Origin of the sequence: Microbacterium sp., assembly GCF_048259935.1 — a bacterium.
In the GTDB taxonomy this organism is placed as follows: Bacteria; Actinomycetota; Actinomycetes; order Actinomycetales; family Microbacteriaceae; genus Microbacterium.
Genome location: NZ_JBLXHF010000001.1, coordinates 497,756 through 513,332 on the forward strand (window position 1 = coordinate 497,756; position 15,577 = coordinate 513,332).

15 protein-coding genes are annotated in these 15,577 nt (G+C 66.1%); 10 read left to right on the top strand and 5 right to left on the bottom strand.

Going from position 1 to position 15,577, the window contains the following annotated elements:
• Positions 1-15: 15 nt before the first annotated feature.
• Positions 16-1,914: an anthranilate synthase family protein gene (locus ACN0RC_RS02290; RefSeq protein ID WP_417508431.1), complete on the bottom strand. Its 1,899-nt coding sequence runs from the start codon at positions 1,912-1,914 to the stop codon at positions 16-18.
• 200 nt (positions 1,915-2,114) lie between these two features.
• Between ACN0RC_RS02290 and ispG the strand changes: the two genes are divergently transcribed.
• Positions 2,115-3,266, top strand: coding sequence for a flavodoxin-dependent (E)-4-hydroxy-3-methylbut-2-enyl-diphosphate synthase (ispG, locus tag ACN0RC_RS02295; protein WP_417508432.1), 1,152 nt, complete (start codon positions 2,115-2,117; stop codon positions 3,264-3,266).
• Complete coding sequence (locus ACN0RC_RS02300; protein WP_417508433.1) at positions 3,266-4,135, top strand: hypothetical protein; 870 nt, start codon at positions 3,266-3,268, stop codon at positions 4,133-4,135. Before ispG ends, ACN0RC_RS02300 begins: the two co-directional genes overlap by 1 nt.
• Positions 4,136-4,161: 26 nt before the next feature.
• On the opposite strand, the gene ACN0RC_RS02305 is transcribed toward ACN0RC_RS02300, so the two are convergent.
• The gene (locus ACN0RC_RS02305; RefSeq protein WP_417508434.1) at positions 4,162-4,620 is read right to left on the bottom strand and encodes an NUDIX domain-containing protein; all 459 of its coding nucleotides are present in this window, start codon (positions 4,618-4,620) and stop codon (positions 4,162-4,164) included.
• The gene (locus ACN0RC_RS02310; RefSeq protein WP_417508435.1) at positions 4,617-5,282 is read right to left on the bottom strand and encodes a helix-turn-helix transcriptional regulator; all 666 of its coding nucleotides are present in this window, start codon (positions 5,280-5,282) and stop codon (positions 4,617-4,619) included. The genes ACN0RC_RS02305 and ACN0RC_RS02310 overlap by 4 nt, the downstream gene beginning before the upstream one ends.
• A gap of 150 nt (positions 5,283-5,432) precedes the next feature.
• Between ACN0RC_RS02310 and folE the strand changes: the two genes are divergently transcribed.
• From folE to ACN0RC_RS02330, 4 genes are read left to right on the top strand one after another with little or no spacing between them, the layout of a single operon-like run.
• Entirely contained in the window at positions 5,433-5,993 is a 561-nt protein-coding gene (gene folE / locus ACN0RC_RS02315; RefSeq protein WP_417508436.1) for a GTP cyclohydrolase I FolE, read from the top strand.
• 33 nt (positions 5,994-6,026) lie between these two features.
• On the top strand, positions 6,027-7,256 hold the full coding sequence (locus ACN0RC_RS02320; RefSeq protein ID WP_417508437.1) for an NAD(P)/FAD-dependent oxidoreductase: 1,230 nt from the start codon (positions 6,027-6,029) through the stop codon (positions 7,254-7,256).
• 37 nt (positions 7,257-7,293) lie between these two features.
• Complete coding sequence (folP, locus tag ACN0RC_RS02325; RefSeq protein WP_417508438.1) at positions 7,294-8,145, top strand: dihydropteroate synthase; 852 nt, start codon at positions 7,294-7,296, stop codon at positions 8,143-8,145.
• Entirely contained in the window at positions 8,142-8,888 is a 747-nt protein-coding gene (locus ACN0RC_RS02330) for a pyrimidine reductase family protein (protein WP_417508439.1), read from the top strand. Before folP ends, ACN0RC_RS02330 begins: the two co-directional genes overlap by 4 nt.
• A 29-nt stretch (positions 8,889-8,917) precedes the next feature.
• On the opposite strand, the gene ACN0RC_RS02335 is transcribed toward ACN0RC_RS02330, so the two are convergent.
• Positions 8,918-10,342: an RNB domain-containing ribonuclease gene (locus ACN0RC_RS02335; RefSeq protein ID WP_417508440.1), complete on the bottom strand. Its 1,425-nt coding sequence runs from the start codon at positions 10,340-10,342 to the stop codon at positions 8,918-8,920.
• A 66-nt stretch (positions 10,343-10,408) separates the two neighbouring features.
• Between ACN0RC_RS02335 and ACN0RC_RS02340 the strand changes: the two genes are divergently transcribed.
• Positions 10,409-10,768 carry a cupredoxin domain-containing protein gene (locus ACN0RC_RS02340; protein ID WP_417508441.1) on the top strand — a complete coding sequence of 120 codons (360 nt, stop codon included), beginning with the start codon at positions 10,409-10,411 and terminating at the stop codon, positions 10,766-10,768.
• 21 nt (positions 10,769-10,789) lie between these two features.
• Here ACN0RC_RS02340 and ACN0RC_RS02345 read toward each other — a convergent pair whose 3' ends face one another.
• Positions 10,790-11,104, bottom strand: coding sequence for a DUF2249 domain-containing protein (locus ACN0RC_RS02345; protein WP_417508442.1), 315 nt, complete (start codon positions 11,102-11,104; stop codon positions 10,790-10,792).
• Positions 11,105-11,155: 51 nt separating this feature from the next.
• Here ACN0RC_RS02345 and ACN0RC_RS02350 point away from each other — a divergent pair, with 51 nt between their 5' ends.
• Genes ACN0RC_RS02350 through ACN0RC_RS02360 form a run of 3 tightly spaced genes read left to right on the top strand, consistent with a single transcriptional unit; the run spans position 11,156 to position 15,566 of the window.
• The gene (locus ACN0RC_RS02350; RefSeq protein ID WP_417508443.1) at positions 11,156-11,809 is read left to right on the top strand and encodes a helix-turn-helix transcriptional regulator; all 654 of its coding nucleotides are present in this window, start codon (positions 11,156-11,158) and stop codon (positions 11,807-11,809) included.
• Complete coding sequence (locus tag ACN0RC_RS02355; protein WP_417508444.1) at positions 11,806-12,909, top strand: hypothetical protein; 1,104 nt, start codon at positions 11,806-11,808, stop codon at positions 12,907-12,909. The genes ACN0RC_RS02350 and ACN0RC_RS02355 overlap by 4 nt, the downstream gene beginning before the upstream one ends.
• Positions 12,906-15,566, top strand: a complete 2,661-nt coding sequence (locus ACN0RC_RS02360; protein WP_417508445.1) for a multicopper oxidase domain-containing protein — start codon at positions 12,906-12,908, stop codon at positions 15,564-15,566. The genes ACN0RC_RS02355 and ACN0RC_RS02360 overlap by 4 nt, the downstream gene beginning before the upstream one ends.
• The last annotated feature ends 11 nt before the right edge of the window (positions 15,567-15,577 follow it).

A 15,577-nucleotide genomic window follows, 5' to 3' on the forward strand; every position in this document is an offset into this window, starting at 1 on the left:
GCGAGCGACCGCGTGCTACGCGAGCGCGTGTGCGGTTAGACGCTCGAGAGTGCGGATGCCGTCGCGCGAGAGGATCGACTCGAGGTGTCCCTGCACGCTCGCGAATCGCTCGCCGCGCAAGGCGTAGACATCACCGGTGATCGGGTCCGCCGAGACCTCACCCGCGCCCACCGTCACCGTTCCAGGGGAGACCCGGGCGGTGAAGGTGTTGTAGAAGCCGATCGAGGCGTTCTCGCCGAAGACCGGAACGCTCTTCTGCAGACCCTGGTGCGGGCTGCTCAGCGGAGCCAGATCGATACCGAGCGAATCCGCGAGGATCTGATGGCTCAGGCATACCGCCAGTAGAGGCTCGCGGCGGTCGAGTCGGCGTGCGACGATCTCACGCATGCGTGCAATGCGCGGTGATTCGCCGTCGCGCGGGTCGCCGGGGCCAGGGCCCGCCACAAGCAACGCTGCGGCATCGACGTCTGCGTCCGTAGCTGCGTGCCACGGCATGATTTTCACCTCGAGACCGAGGTGGTGCAGCTGGTGGGCGAGCATCGTCGTGAAGCGGTCCTCTGCGTCGACGACGAGTGCGGTGCGACCGGCGAACGGCCCGCTCGATCCGTCGTCCTGAGGGTTGAGCCAGAACTCTGCCAGACGCGAATTGCGCGATGCGAGGAGCTCTGCGACCTCGACATCATCGGCGAGGTTCGTCGGCGTCGCCGGTTGGTCAGGATCTGCGGCATCGACCGGCGGTGCAGATGCGGTATCTCGCTCGATGGCGCCGATGGCGCCGAGCACTCCCGCGGCCTTGCCGTGGGTCTCGCCCACCTCGCCGTAGGGATCGGAGTGACGCACGAGGGTCGCGCCGACCGGCACGCGCAGCTGGCCGTTCTCGAGGTACACAGCGCGGATCAGAATCGGCGCATCGAGGTCGTGACCGCCGTCTTCGTTCGGGGTGAACAGCGCGGCGACACCAGAGTAGTAGCCACGTGGCTTCGTCTCGTGGCGACGGATGACCGAGCAGGCGTTCTGCATGGGCGACCCGGTGACGGTGGGAGCGAACATCGTCTCGCGGAGGATGTCGCGCGGATCAAGGCGACTGCGGCCACGCAGCATGTACTCGGTGTGAGTGAGGCGAGACATCTGCTTCAGATGCGGGCCGGTGATGCGACCGCCGTCCGAGCAGACCGCGCTCATCATCTTGAGCTCCTCGTCGACGACCATGAAGAGCTCTTCGGTCTCTTTCGTGGAGGAGAGGAACTCCACCAGCGTCTCTTTCGTGGCCCCGCCTGCCGGGTGACGGAAGGTGCCAGAGATCGGATTCATCGTGACGATGCCATCACGTGCCACGACGTGCGCCTCGGGGCTGGCGCCGACCGCGATGTGCCCGGGGGTGACGACGGCGAAGGTCCAGTAGGCGCCGCGTTCGTGCTCGAGCAGAGCCCGGAACCAGGTCAGGGCGGTCAGACGCTCGTCCGCGTCGACAGTAGCGGTGTAGTCGCGACGGATGACGAAGTTGGCGCCTTCGCCGCGTCCGATCTCGTCGGAGATGACTCGCGTGACGATCTGGGCATAGTCTTCGTCACTGATGTCGAAGCCGGCGCCTTCGAGGGGCACCGGGTCAGCAGGAAGCGCTGCGATGACGTCATCGAGTGCCAGGTGGCGATGCTCTTCGACTACGAGGCAGCGCAGCGGCGCGCCGTCGTCGGTGGCTTCGAACCCGCGCTCGCGCACCTGGCGGTACGGCACCATCGCGAATACTTCCTGAGCGGAGCCGTCGACCGTGAGCGGGATATCGGCGAGCAGATCGACGTCCTGGATCGGGCCGGTGAGCAGTTCGACGCTGGCAGTGCCGTCGCGTGCGATCAGCACGAATGATGCGTCAGCATCCTGTGCCAGAGTGGCGAGCAGGGCGGCGGTATCCGTCATCGATGTCTCCTGTGCAAATGCTCCGGCTCGGGCATACGAAAAGACCGCCCCGGAGGCGGTCTGAATTCGTGGATCGCGAATGCACCGCCTAGAAGACGGGCCACCACGAGGTTGTGCGCATGCGCTGAAACTATCACAGTGCGACGTGCCGCCTGTGCCACTTCCAGCCGTCGTTGATCAGAGCCGCGTAATCTGGAGGTGTGCCTGCAGTCAATCTTGGGATGCCCCGCGTCCCCGAAGTTCTGAGTCCTCGTCGCAAGACCCGTCAGATCCGGGTCGGCAAGGTTCTTGTCGGCGGTAACGCCCCCGTGAGCGTCCAGTCGATGACCACCACCAAGACCACGGACATCAATGCGACTCTGCAGCAGATCGCCGAGCTGACGGCATCGGGCTGCGAGATCGTTCGTGTCGCCGTGCCTCACCAGGACGACGCCGATGCTCTGAAGATCATCGCGATGAAGAGCCAGATTCCGGTGATCGCCGACATCCACTTCCAGCCTCGCTACATCTACACCGCCATTGATGCGGGATGCGGCGCTGTGCGCGTGAACCCGGGCAACATCCGCGAGTTCGACGGAAACGTCGGCAAGATCGCGGCTGCAGCAAAGGCCGCTGGCGTCTCACTGCGCATCGGGGTCAACGCAGGATCCCTTGACAAGCGCATCCTGCAGAAGCACGGCAAGGCCACGGCCGAGGCGCTCGTCGAGAGCGCGGTCTGGGAAGCGTCGCTGTTCGAAGAGCACGACTTCCACGACTTCAAGATCTCGGTCAAGCACAACGACCCGATTGTCATGGTCAAGGCCTACCGCCAGCTCGCCGAGCGAGGCGACTGGCCGCTGCACCTCGGTGTGACCGAGGCGGGGCCCGCTTTCCAGGGCACCATCAAGTCAGCCACGGCCTTCGGGATCCTGCTGTCAGAGGGCATCGGAGACACCATTCGCGTCTCGCTGTCTGCGCCGCCGGCCGAAGAGGTCAAGGTCGGTCACCAGATCCTCCAGTCGCTCAACCTCCGTGAGCGCAAGCTCGAAATCGTGTCGTGCCCGTCGTGCGGCCGCGCACAGGTCGACGTGTACACGCTTGCCGATGACGTCACCGAGGGGCTGAAGGATCTCACGGTTCCTCTGCGCGTCGCGGTGATGGGCTGCGTCGTGAACGGACCCGGCGAGGCTCGCGAGGCGGACCTCGGTGTGGCATCCGGAAACGGCAAGGGCCAGATCTTCGTCAAGGGCGAGGTCATCAAGACCGTTCCCGAGGCAGATATCGTCGCCACCCTCATCGAGGAAGCGAACCGGATCGCCGCTGAGATGGGACCGGACGCGCAGCTCGGCACCGCACAGGTCATCACCGCCTGATGTCCGCGACCGTCGTCACGTTCCCTGCCGGTGAGACTCGAGGACAGGGCGTTGTATCGCGCGTTCATGCAGATGACGGCGGTGCGGTCGTCGTCGTGGATGCCACCTCGTTCCACCCTGTCGACCACACCTGGCCGGATCAGCCGGGGGATGCCGGAACGATCCGTCTCGGTGACGATGCGGTCCGGGTGACCGAGGCTGTCATGGCCGCTGTCGGCGATGACGGTGTCTTCGCCGTCGGTGCGGACATCCCCGTCAAACGAGGCGTCGAAGGATGGACGTGGCTCGTCGGGCACCGGGTCGAAGCTGCGGAAGCGCCAGAATGGCTCACCGCAGGCGTCACTGTGGACCTCGAGGTCGATGGATCTCGCCGCCATGCGCTCAGCCGTGGGCACAGCGCGTGCCATCTGGCATCGCTGGCGTTGGATCTTGCCGTCGCGGACCTGTGGCGCAAAGATGCTGGTGCTGATGCGCTGGGCAATCCTGACTTCGAGGGTCGGGCGAACCAGTCCAGCCGCATCCACGAAGACGGTGCTGTCGACGAGTACCGCCTTGGCAAGAGTCTGCGCAAAGCCGGGTTCGATACGGAGGCTTTCACAGTCACCCTCGCCGAGCGCGAGGCGCGTATCAATGCACAGCTGGCGGTGTGGACAGCGGCGAACTCCGCGAGCATCATTGAGGTGGATGGTCCGATGATCATCGATCGGCGCCGGTGGCGGTGCTCGCTTCCGGACGGTGACGCCGTGATGCTCTGCGGCGGCACGCACGTCTCGTCGCTGGCGGAATTCGCCTCGATTGCGGTCACGCTCGAGTTGACCGATCCGCAGACTCTCGTGATGACGACGAGCGTCGTCGGCGCTGAGGCCTGACCACGCGCAGCTGACGCGGTGAGGCCTCAGAAACCGTAGTTGGTCAATGGCTGCAGAGTGCTCTCGGCGAAAGCATCCAGCACGACGCGCTCGTACGCAGGCATCGCGTCGGGAAGCCCGCGCAGCGGGAACCATGCGATCTCGGCACACTTGCCCGGCTCCATGATGCGCGGGGTGCCACTCCACGATGATGCGGTGAAGAACCAGTCCACGCGCTGCTCGATCGCGGCCGCAGTTCCGTCAGTGCGCTGCATCACGGTGAGGGGCGTGAGCGCTGCTTGGGGAATCGTGATGTCCAGTTCTTCTGCGGCTTCGCGTGCTCCGGCCGCCGCCGCGGTCTCTCCGAGCTCGACATGGCCCGCGGCCGCGGCAGCCCACGTGCCGTCCATGTATCCGGTGTTCTGGCGACGTTGCAGCAGAACGTCGTCGCCGCGACGCAGGTAGACATATGCCGCCGGGACGACGGCGAACCTGTGCGCACTCACGGGTGTGGATTCGGGTGAATGACGACGCAGCAACGACCGGCGGCAGGTGAGAGTTCCGCGCGGTCCGGATCGGCGTGGGCCCCTTCGAGCGCACCCCGGACGAAAGCACGATTGAGATTGCAGGCGAGCTCGCTGTGCTCCTGGACGACGCTGTGGAACGGGCAGTTGCACAAGACGATGTCGTCGTTTTCAGCGGTCACCGGTTCGAACCCGGCGCTGCTCAGTGCCGCAGTGATGTCACCGGTCTGCGCACCCAGGGCGATGCCCTCCTGCGTGGATGCGCTCTCGAGGGCGTCCCGGAACTCGCTTGACGGGGCCGCGTCGGCGGCAGTGGCCAGCAGCTTCGCGAGCAGGCTGTAGTTGCGTGGCGGAACGTTCACGGCGATCTCGCGGCGCCCTCGCGCGTAGCGTTTGGCCGGCCGTCCCGATCCGGGTCCGGTGCGCCCATCGGGACGAGCGAAAGTCACATCGAGCAAGCCGACGGAGGCGAGTTTGTCGAGATGGTAGGCGGCGAGACTGCGCGTGATGCCGATTGCGGCGGCAACCTCTTCACGCGTCACACTGTCGCCGTGCTGCGTGATGAAGTCGTAGAGGCGCTGGCGGACGTCATCGGAGAGCAGCGCGAGATCTTCCAGATCTCTCTGGTAGTCAGTCGAGTTCATCCGCGGTGTCCCTTCTAAAATCAGATTACCTTGACGAAACCTCATTCTGGTGTCACTCTAAAAATAAATCAACTAGTTTTTAGATCGGTGGCGGAAATGTCTGAATCGGTTCTCACCCGTGAAATCGCGCCTCTCCATGTCAGCAGCACGATGAGCAAGCCGGATCTCGCTCGCGCAGAGCTCGCAGCAGGGGACTTCCTGCGGGCGCTCGGCATGTCGCTGGACTCCGAACATCTTGCCGCGACGCCGCAGCGGATGGCTCGGGCGTGGGCTGAGCTGCTCGCGCCGCGCGAATTCGATCTGACGACCTTCCCGAATGACGAGGGCTACGACGAGATGGTCATCGTGCGCGAGATTCCCGTGCGATCGATCTGCGAGCACCATCTGCTGCCCTTCACCGGTCGCGCCACCATCGGCTATCTTCCTGGCGAGCGCATCGTCGGGCTGTCGAAGCTCGCACGCGTCGCCGAGCACTTCGCCTGCCGCCCGCAGACACAGGAGCGACTCACGAAGCAGATCGCCCAGTGGCTGCAAGATCACCTCAGCCCGCAGGGCGTGGGCGTCGTCATCGAAGCAGAGCATTCCTGCATGACCCTGCGCGGAGCGCACGCCACCGGTGCGAGCACGCGAACCTCGACTCTTCTCGGCCAGCTGCGTGAGGATCCGGAATCCCGAGCGGAGTTCCTCTCGCTCGCAGATCGTCGCGCATAGAACACCGATCCGCATTTCAGAACAGGAGCACTGATGAACACCGTCAACAACGTCGTCGTGGTCGGCGGAGGGCTCGCAGCGGCCAAGACCGCAGAGGCACTCCGTGCGAAGGACTACACGGGCACCGTCACCCTGGTCGCCGCGGAGATGCATCTGCCGTACGAGCGACCGGCCCTGTCCAAGGACTACCTGGCAGGCAAGGCCTCTTTCGACGCCTCCCTCGTGCACCCCGCGGATTGGTACCGCGACAACGACATCGTCGTGCGCGAAGGTGCGACCGCCGTATCGCTCGATACAGCAGCGCACAGCGTCACCCTCGATGACGGATCGCAGCTTCCGTACGACAAGCTCGTCCTCGCGACGGGGTCGGTGACACGCCACCTCCCGATCGAAGGGGCGGATGCTGACGGTATCCACTACCTTCGCACCGTCGAAGAATCAGACGCCATCCACGCGGCTTTCGGTGCAGACAAGAAGCTCGTCATCATCGGTGGCGGGTGGATCGGGCTCGAGGTCGCGGCAGCGGCCCGCGCAGCGGGAACGACGGTGACCATCCTCGAGGGCGGCGCCCTCCCGCTGCTTCGGGTGCTCGGGGAGGAGGTCGCTCAGGTCTTCGCGGATCTGCACACTTCGCACGGGGTGGACCTGCGCACGGACGTCAAGGTCGAAGCCATCACGACGCAGGACGGGCATGCCACCGGCGTTCGGCTCGAGGGCGGTGAGGTCGTGCCGGCAGATGCGATCGTGATCGGCATCGGCGTCACCCCGGTGGTGGGAATCGCCGCGGATGCCGGCATCGTCGTCGACAACGGTGTGCTCGTGGATGCTTCGCTGCGAAGCAGTGACCCAGACGTCTTCGCCGTCGGCGACATCGCCAATCATCAGCATCCGGTTCTCGGCCAGCGTGTGCGCGTCGAGCACTGGGCCACCGCCCTCAACCAGCCCGCAGCGGCGGCAGCCGCTCTGCTGGGAGAGGACGTCCAGTACACCGAGCTGCCCTACTTCTACAGCGACCAGTACGACCTGGGCTGCGAGTACATCGGGAATGCCGCCCCGGGCGCCTACGAGCAGGTCGTGATCCGTGGAAGCCTGGCGGACCGAGAATTCGTCGCCTTCTGGCTCGACGGAGAACACCGTATCCTGGCGGCCATGAACGTGAACGTGTGGGACGTCATCGACGAGATCAAGCCGCTCATCGCCGGTCACACCGTCGTCGACCCCGACAAGCTCGCCGACTCGGAGGTCGCGTATGCTCAGCTCTGAATTACTCCTAGGCGCGCCTCGGAAGATCGGTCGCCGCATGTTCGACTTCGATACCCAGGTTGCCGTCATGGCCGTCATCAACCGCACCCCCGATTCGTTCTATGATCACGGCGCCACTTTCGCGCTGGACCGCGCGGTCGAAGCCGCATTGGCGGCCGCGCGACACGGGGCGGACTGGGTCGATATCGGCGGGGTCCCCTTCGGCCGCGGGGCGCCGGTCTCCGTCGGCGAGGAGATCGACCGCATCGCACCGGTCATCGAAGCGATCGTGCAGGCGAGCGACGTGGTCGTCTCGGTCGACACGAACCGGGCGGCGGTCGCACGTGCTGCCATCGAGGCCGGGGCCGCCGTCATCAATGACACGAGTGGACTCGGGGATCCGGAGATGGCAGGGGTCGTCTCCGCGAGTGACGCGCAGATCGTCATCACGCACAGCGTCGGTCCGCCCCGGATCGAGAAGCCGGCCGCGCATTTCGATGATGTTGTGGGGGAGGTGCAGGCTTTTCTTCAGGAGCGGGTCTCCGTGGCGGAGGCGGCCGGTGTGCCGCGCGACCGGATCATCATCGATCCAGGGCACGACCTCGACAAGAACACCCTGCACTCGCTCGAGCTGACCCGTCGATTCGGTGAGCTCGCGACGATGGGACTACCAGTGCTCGCGGCGGTGTCGAACAAGGACTTCATCGGAGAGTCGATCGATCGCGAGCAAGGACGCCGGCTCGCGGGTTCTCTTGCCGCCATGGTTCTGTGCATCGAGCGCGGAGCTCGCATCGTGCGGATGCACGACGTGGAGCCTGCCGTCGATGCGGTGCGTATGGTGGAGAGCATTCTCGGGATGCGCACGCCTGCGCGTCTCGAACACAACATGCACCCGACGGGGAACGTATGAACGCGGCAATCGACAGACTCTGGCCCCACCCGGCCGCACAGATCGACGACGACACGATCCTTGCGACCTACGAGTTCCCCCCTGGTGCGTGGCTCCGGATGAACTTCGTTTCGAGCATCGATGGCGCAGCCACTCGGGATGGGCGTTCGGGCGGGCTCGGCGGGGACGCTGATCGTCGGGTGTTCGAGCTGCTGCGCCGCCAAGCCGACGTCATTCTCGTCGGCGCAGGCACCGTCCGCGCCGAAGAGTACGGTGCGATGCGGCTCCAGGATGACGCAGTCGCGTGGCGCCTCGTGCGCGGGATGCCGGAGCATCCGGTGTTCGCCCTCGTTTCGGGGAGCCTCGATCTCGACCCTGATTCGGCGGTGTTCACCGATGCGCCCCGTCGGCCGATCATCTACACAGTCGGCACGGCACCCCTGGATCGGCGAGAGGCGCTCGCCGCGGTCGCAGACGTCGTCGATACCGGGGTCGAAGCGCTCGATCCGAACGCAGTGCGCGCGGACCTGGTCTCACGCGGCCTGCTGCGGGTGCACTCCGAAGGCGGTCCGGGCCTGTTCGGGTCGTTCACTGCGGCCGGAGCAGTCGACGAGATGTGTCTCACCCTCGCGTCGTCACTGGAGGCAGGGAATGCCCGCCGCATCTCCCACTCGGCGCAGGCGGCTCCCACCGATATGGACGTCGCTGCGGTCCTGAAGGGAGAGCGCGAGCTCTTGCTCCGTTACGTGCGCAGCGAGGCGTAGCTCTCCTCGGCCGAGCAGCTCACATCAACTCACAGCTCGAACTCGACCTCGCCCTTGGCGATATCGGCGCGCACCAGCGTCACAGAGACCGTGTCGCCTGGCTTCGCGCCTGCGGGGACGGGCGCGGATGCCGTGACGGCAGGATCTGCGATCTGAATCTCTGCACGGGTGCCTTCATCGCCGCGCAGTTCGATCACGGTGGCGTCGATGCGCGAGCCCACGAGCGGGGTGAGCAGGGCTGCTTCAACCCGGTTGACCGTGTCGGCGTTCAGGCGAGAGGCGCGCTGCGATGAGGACTGCATGAGGGCGGGCAGTTCGCTCAGCGACTCGCGTGCCCATGCCGGCACCTCCGAGCCTTCGGAGATCGCAAGGCAGATGGCCAGAGACCAGCGGTCGACGAGTCGGCGCAGGGGAGCGGTCGCGTGCGCATAGGGGGCCGCGATCGCCGCCTGTTCGATGTCTTCGGGCACCGAGCCATCGAAGGCGACGTAACCCGCTCCGCGGAACAGCGATGCCGCAGCCTCCAGCACCGGAAGCGTCAACGGATCCTCGCGGTCGAGGCTCCGGAGATACTCGCCGTACTCGCCGGTCTTCCACGGCCTGCCGAGCGCTTCGGTCTGATGGCGGAACGTGTCGAAGGCCGCCTCGTCTGGTGCGGGCATGGTGCGCAGAATGCCGACCTTCGCGCCGATCATGAGCTCGGCAGCAGCCATCCCCGTCATCAGCGAGAGCTGAGCGTTCCATTCCTCGACCGGCAGCGGAGTTCCCCGGATGATCGAGTAGGTGCCGTCTTCATTCTGGATGACCTCTTCGTCGGGCATGTTCAAGCTCGCGCCTCCGCGCTCCTGCTCCTTGACGATGCGCAGTTCGCCGATCTCACGCAGGAGCGACGCAGGGGATTCATCGCCGCGATCGAGCGTCTGCTGGGTCGTTATGTAGTCGAGCTGAGTGCGGGAGCGGATCAGCGCTCGTTCCAGACGAAACTTCGCAACGGTCCCGTCGGAGGTGAGATCGAATGTCCAGACCAGGGCGGGACGATCCACATCGGGAAGCAGCGAAGCGTGGCCCTCGCTGAGGACCGGCGGATGCAGCGGAATGCGCCCGTCCGCCGCATAGAGCGTCTGACCGCGTTCACGGGCCGCCGCATCGACGGCGCCGCCCGGTGTGACAAACGCAGGCACGTCAGCGATCGCATAGCGAACGACATACCCCGAATCGCTCTTCGTCAGGTGGAAGGCCTGATCGAGGTCCTGGGAGCCCTGAGGGTCGAGCGTGGCGAACGGCACATCGCGCAGATCGAGCCCGGGTGCGGGCGGTGACGCGGCGGCGGCCTCTGCCTCGGCGGCAGGCGAGAACTCCACCGGCACATCCAAGGCGGCGCGCAACGCGGCAAGCGCGGTTGCAAGCTCGCTCTGAGCGGCGGATGAGGCGACATGGGCGCGACGCTGAGGCATGTCCTCAGCCTAATCACGGCTACCGTGGATGCTGCGGCACAGGCCGCGCGGAGAGCGGAGGACCGGATGAGAAAGCTCGCACTGCTTCTCGTGATGATGCTGGCATTGGCCGGCTGCGCGGCGTCACCAGCGGGTGATGCGGATGCTCCGGTGCAGACCGTTCAGGTCGACGCCGCGAACATGCGCTTCACGCCGGATGTCATCGAGGTTCCAGCAGGCACGCGTCTGGTGATCGAGCTGAAGAACACCGATCCCTCGATGATGCACGACCTCGTCTTCGACAACGGCGCAGCGGGCACGCACCTCGCGCCCGGCGCATCCGAGAAGATCGATGTCGGTGTCATCACCGAGGAGCTCGATGGCTGGTGCTCGATCTCGAACCACCGCGAGCTGGGGATGACGCTGACGGTGGTCGCAACCGAGTGATTTCGTGCGGGGAGCGCCGGATCAGGCCGTCTTGCGGATCAGGATGCGCCAGCGCTCGGGCCCCTGGTCCAGGTGCCTCGTGTGGTACGCGTCGCCGTGACGTGTCTGCAGCTGCGTGAGCAGCGGTACCGGGTCGTGCGTGGCAGAGATGATCAGGGCCGAGCCCGGCTTCAGCGACTCGATCGCGCCGAAGATCGACGCATGCCGGATCGCATGGGGGATGGTCTGCACGTCGAGTTCGGGAAGCTCTTCATCCGCCTCCCCGCAGGTGCATCCCGCGGTGGGGTTCTGGTCGACGGCTTCTTCTCTCGAACGCTGAATCTCGATGTGGCCCATGGTTGCTCCCGTTGATGGCTGACTGCTGGATATTTAACTATAATCAATCCCGTGGAAAAGCATCACGACGAACCTCGGCGCACCGCCGAAGGACGGGCGCACTCATCGACCAGAGAGCGGCTGCTTCGCGAGGTCGAGGCACACCCTGAGGCGACGACTTCGCAGCTCGTCGAAGCCACGGGTCTCCACGAGAACACGGTGCGCGGACACCTGGAGCGTCTGCGAGCGGACGGCCATATCAGGCGCGAACGCGACAGGGCGCCCGGCCGCGGACGTCCGGCGTGGCGGTGGCGGACGGTGCCTCCTGCACAACTCGGCGCGTACGCCGGTCTTGCGGCGACGCTGGCATCCGCGCTCGGCGAGGTCTCTGCAGAACCTTCGGTACCCGCACGGCGTGCTGGCCAGTCTTGGGGCAGACAGCTCATCGCGGAGCGGCAAGGCGGCGAAGACGCAGGCGACACCAGGGGCGTGATCATCGAGATCATGCGCGAGCAGGGGTTCGCGCCAGACGACGGCGGAGACACCGTGCGGCTTCGGGCCTGCCCGCTTCTGGCGGCAGCATCCCGCAACGCTCAGGTGGTCTGTGCGGTGCACGAGGGGATGATCGAAGGAATTGCTCGCGCGAGCGCATCCGATCTGCAGAGCACGCTCGTCCCGTTCGCGTTGGATGGCGCCTGTGCGCTGCATCTGCGAGCTTCCGCGTGAGCGCCCTGGCGCAGCGGCGCCGGCCTTCGTTCCGGTTGATCTGGATGCTGCCGGCGGGCGTCGCTCTGCTGGCAGGGCTTGATGCGGGCCTTCTCCTGCTCGGGCTTCCTGCGCCGATCAACGGCAGCAGGCTCCCAGAGGTGCACGGCATGCTGCTCGTGCTGGGATTCGTCGGCACGCTGATCTCACTCGAGCGCGCCACGGCGCTTCGACGTTGGTATGGGTATGCGGCCCCGATGTTCCTCGGCCTCGGCGGACTCCTTCTGGTGGTACCGGCTGTTCCTCTGATCGTCGCGAAGTCCGTCCTCATCGCGGGGGCTGCGGCGTTCGTCGTCCTGTACATCCCGCTGTGGCGCCGGCAGTACGACGCCGCACTGCTGACACAGCTGCTGGGCGCAGGCCTCGCACTGGTCGGTGCGATCCTCTGGCTGGTACCCGAGAGCATGACTTTCGTGTTGCCGTGGATCATCGGTTTCGTCGTGCTCACGATCGCCGCAGAACGGGTGGAGCTCGCCCGCATCACGATGGGCCCGCGGGCAGGCCTCTGGCTGCTCGTGCACGCCTGGGCGATGGTCGCAGCCCTGGTGGCCGGGATCGTGCTGCCCGACGCCGGTGCGGTGTTGCTCGGGCTCGTGCTCATCTCCTTGACAGCGTGGCTGGTCACTCATGACGTTGCGCGCCGCACAGTGCGATCGACGGGTGTCACGCGGTACATGGCGGCCTGCATCCTCGCGGGGTACGTCTGGCTTGCGCTCGCCGGAGTGGTGCTGCTGCTCGGAAGCCCCGACACGCAGCCGCAGTATGACGCCGTCGTCCATGCGGTCTTCCTGGGCTACACGTTCTCGATGATCATGGCGCACGCGACAACGATTCTCCCGGCCGTCCTGGGCATCTCGCTGCCGTATCGTCGGGCATTCTGGATACCGGCGGCGCTGCTGCATGCGGCGCTGATCGTGCGCATCTTCGTCGGGGACGCATGGGGCATTCCCGCCGGCTGGAAGATCGGCGGCGTGATGGGCGTGATCGCCCTCATGCTGTTCGTGCTCACTGCGCTTTTCAGCACCATTCGCGGGACCCGAACGAGAGAGACGCACCGATGAGAATGTCCACTGCGCCACGCGCAGATGCCGAGAAGGCCCCAGGGCGCGGATTCTGGGCGGCGCGCGACCTTCCCACCGCGATCTGGCTGATCCTGACCGTCATCGCCGTGATCGCGCATCGAGCATTGCCAGAGCCGCGGTGGCTGATGATCCACCTGCTCCTTCTGGGGGCGATCACGCACGCGATCATGGTGTGGAGCCAGTACTTCTCCTACGCACTGCTGCGCAGCGCTGCGACGGTGCGGGACCGCCGTAGGCAGAGCATCCGTCTTCTGCTCTCCAATGGCGGTGCGGCTCTCGTCTTCCTCGGCGTGCCCCTGGGTATCTGGCCACTGTCCATCGCGGGTGCGGCGCTGCTCATCATCGCGGTGAGCTGGCATGGGGTGAGCCTGCACATCCGGGCGAAGAAGAGCATGCCCGGCCGGTTCGGGCGCACCATCCGGTTCTACATCGTGGCCGCCGCAATGCTCGTTGTCGGTGCGGGGCTCGGAGGCTGGCTCGCACGTGGAGGTGCGCCGTCGAACCTCGTCCTGGCGCACGCGCTGCTGAACGTGCTCGGGTGGATCGGGATCGTCGTGGCCGGCACCGTCGTCAGTCTGTGGCCGACGATCCTCCGCACGCGCGCCGACGAACGCGCACCGCTGGGAGCCGCACGCGCGCTTCCGCTGCTCGCGGCCGGTGTGCTGATCGCTGCGGGGGGAGCCGTCGCCCAATGGCTGCCGGTGCTGGCTGCGGGACTTGCCGCCTACTTCGCCGGGCTCCTCCTCATCGGAATCTCGCTGTGGCATGCCGCACGGCAGGCGCCGCCGAAGAGCTTTGCCGCGCTGTCCGTGGGAATGGCCCTGCTGTGGTGGGCGGGCTGCATCGCCGTCCTCATCGTGGGAACGATCGTCGTGAGCATCGAGGGCGGCGGCATCGCGGGCATTGCGCCTCTGTTCGACCAGACCGTGCCGTACCTCGTCGCAGGTTTCGCCGCTCAGGTGCTCCCTGGAGCACTCAGCTACCTCATCCCGGTGGTGCTCGGCGGCGGGCCCACCCCGGTGCGAGTCGGAACCGCGGCCTTCGACCGCCTCGGCGTGCTGCGGATCGCTACTGCGAACGCCGCACTCGTCGTGTGCGCACTTCCGGTGTCGAGTCTGATGCGAGTCGCGGCATCCATGCTCTATCTGGTGGCCATGGGTTCCTTCCTGGTCATCATGTTCGTCGCGATGCGCGCACAGCGCCGAGCCAAGGCCGAAGGCCAGACGCTGGGTGAGGCAAGGCGCGGCCCCATCGTGCCCGAGGGAGAAAGCCCCGCCGGACACCGCGCAGGACAGGCGGTTGCCGGGCTGCTCGCGGTGCTCCTCACTGTCGCCGTGTGCGCGGTGATCGATCCGATCGGGCTCGGGTGGGGCGCGCAGGCGGGAGGCGATCCGGATGCTCCGGTGCAGGTCGTCCAGGTCGAAGCAGCCGACATGCGCTTCACCCCGAATGTCATCGAGGTTCCGGTCGGCACACGGCTTGTGGTCGAACTGACGAACACCGACGATGAACTCGTCCACGACCTCGTCTTCGCCAACGGCACAGGGGGGACGCGCCTGTCTCCCGGTGACTCCGAGCGCATCGACGTCGGTGTGATCACCGAGGACGTCGACGGCTGGTGCTCGATCATCGGACATCGCCAGATGGGGATGACGCTCACGATCGTCAGCGTCGGCGGGCCAGACGGCGCCACCGGCGACGACGCAGCCCACGATCATGAGAGTGCGGATGCATCCGGTGATGCCAGCATGGACATGGGGATGGATATGGGCGCAGAGCCCGGTCCAGACTTCTCGCCCTACGAAGCGGTGCTTCCACCGCTTCCGGCAGCAGACGGCCCGACCACGCACGAGATCACGCTCACGGTAGAAGACACCGTCACCGAGGTCGCTCCAGGAGTGGAGCAGACGCTCTGGACCTATAACGGCACAGCCCCCGGTCCGACGCTCCACGGACGAGTGGGCGACACGTTCGAGGTGACCCTCGTCAACGATGCGACGATGGGACACTCCATCGACTTCCACGCGGGTGCGCTCGCTCCTGACGAACCCATGCGCACGATCGCGCCGGGGGAGAGCCTCACCTACACCTTCACGGCGACTCGCTCCGGCATCTGGATGTACCACTGCTCGACCATGCCCATGACCGCCCACATCGCCAATGGAATGTTCGGCGCTGTCGTGATCGAGCCCGACGACCTCCCGGCCGTCGATCGCAGCTACGTGCTCATCCAGAGCGAGTACTACCTCGGCGCGGACGGCGGTGAAGTGGATGTCGATGCGCTCGCCGCAGAAGAACCGGACCTCGTCGTCTTCAACGGATATTCGAATCAGTACGACCATGCGCCCCTTCCCGCGACGACAGGCGAGCGAGTGCGCATCTGGATGCTCGATGTCGGCCCGAACCGGGCGTCCAGCTTCCACGTCGTCGGCGGCCAGTTCGACACCGTGTGGTCGGAGGGTCGCTATCTCATCGAGCGTGCAGTCGACACAGGATCACAGGCGCTCGCACTGCAGCCGGCACAGGGCGGCTTCGTCGAGCTGGCGTTCCCCGAAGCCGGTCACTATCCGTTCGTCTCCCACATCATGATCGATGCCGAACGCGGCGCCCACGGCATTTTCGAAGTAACAGACTGACCTCATCGCCC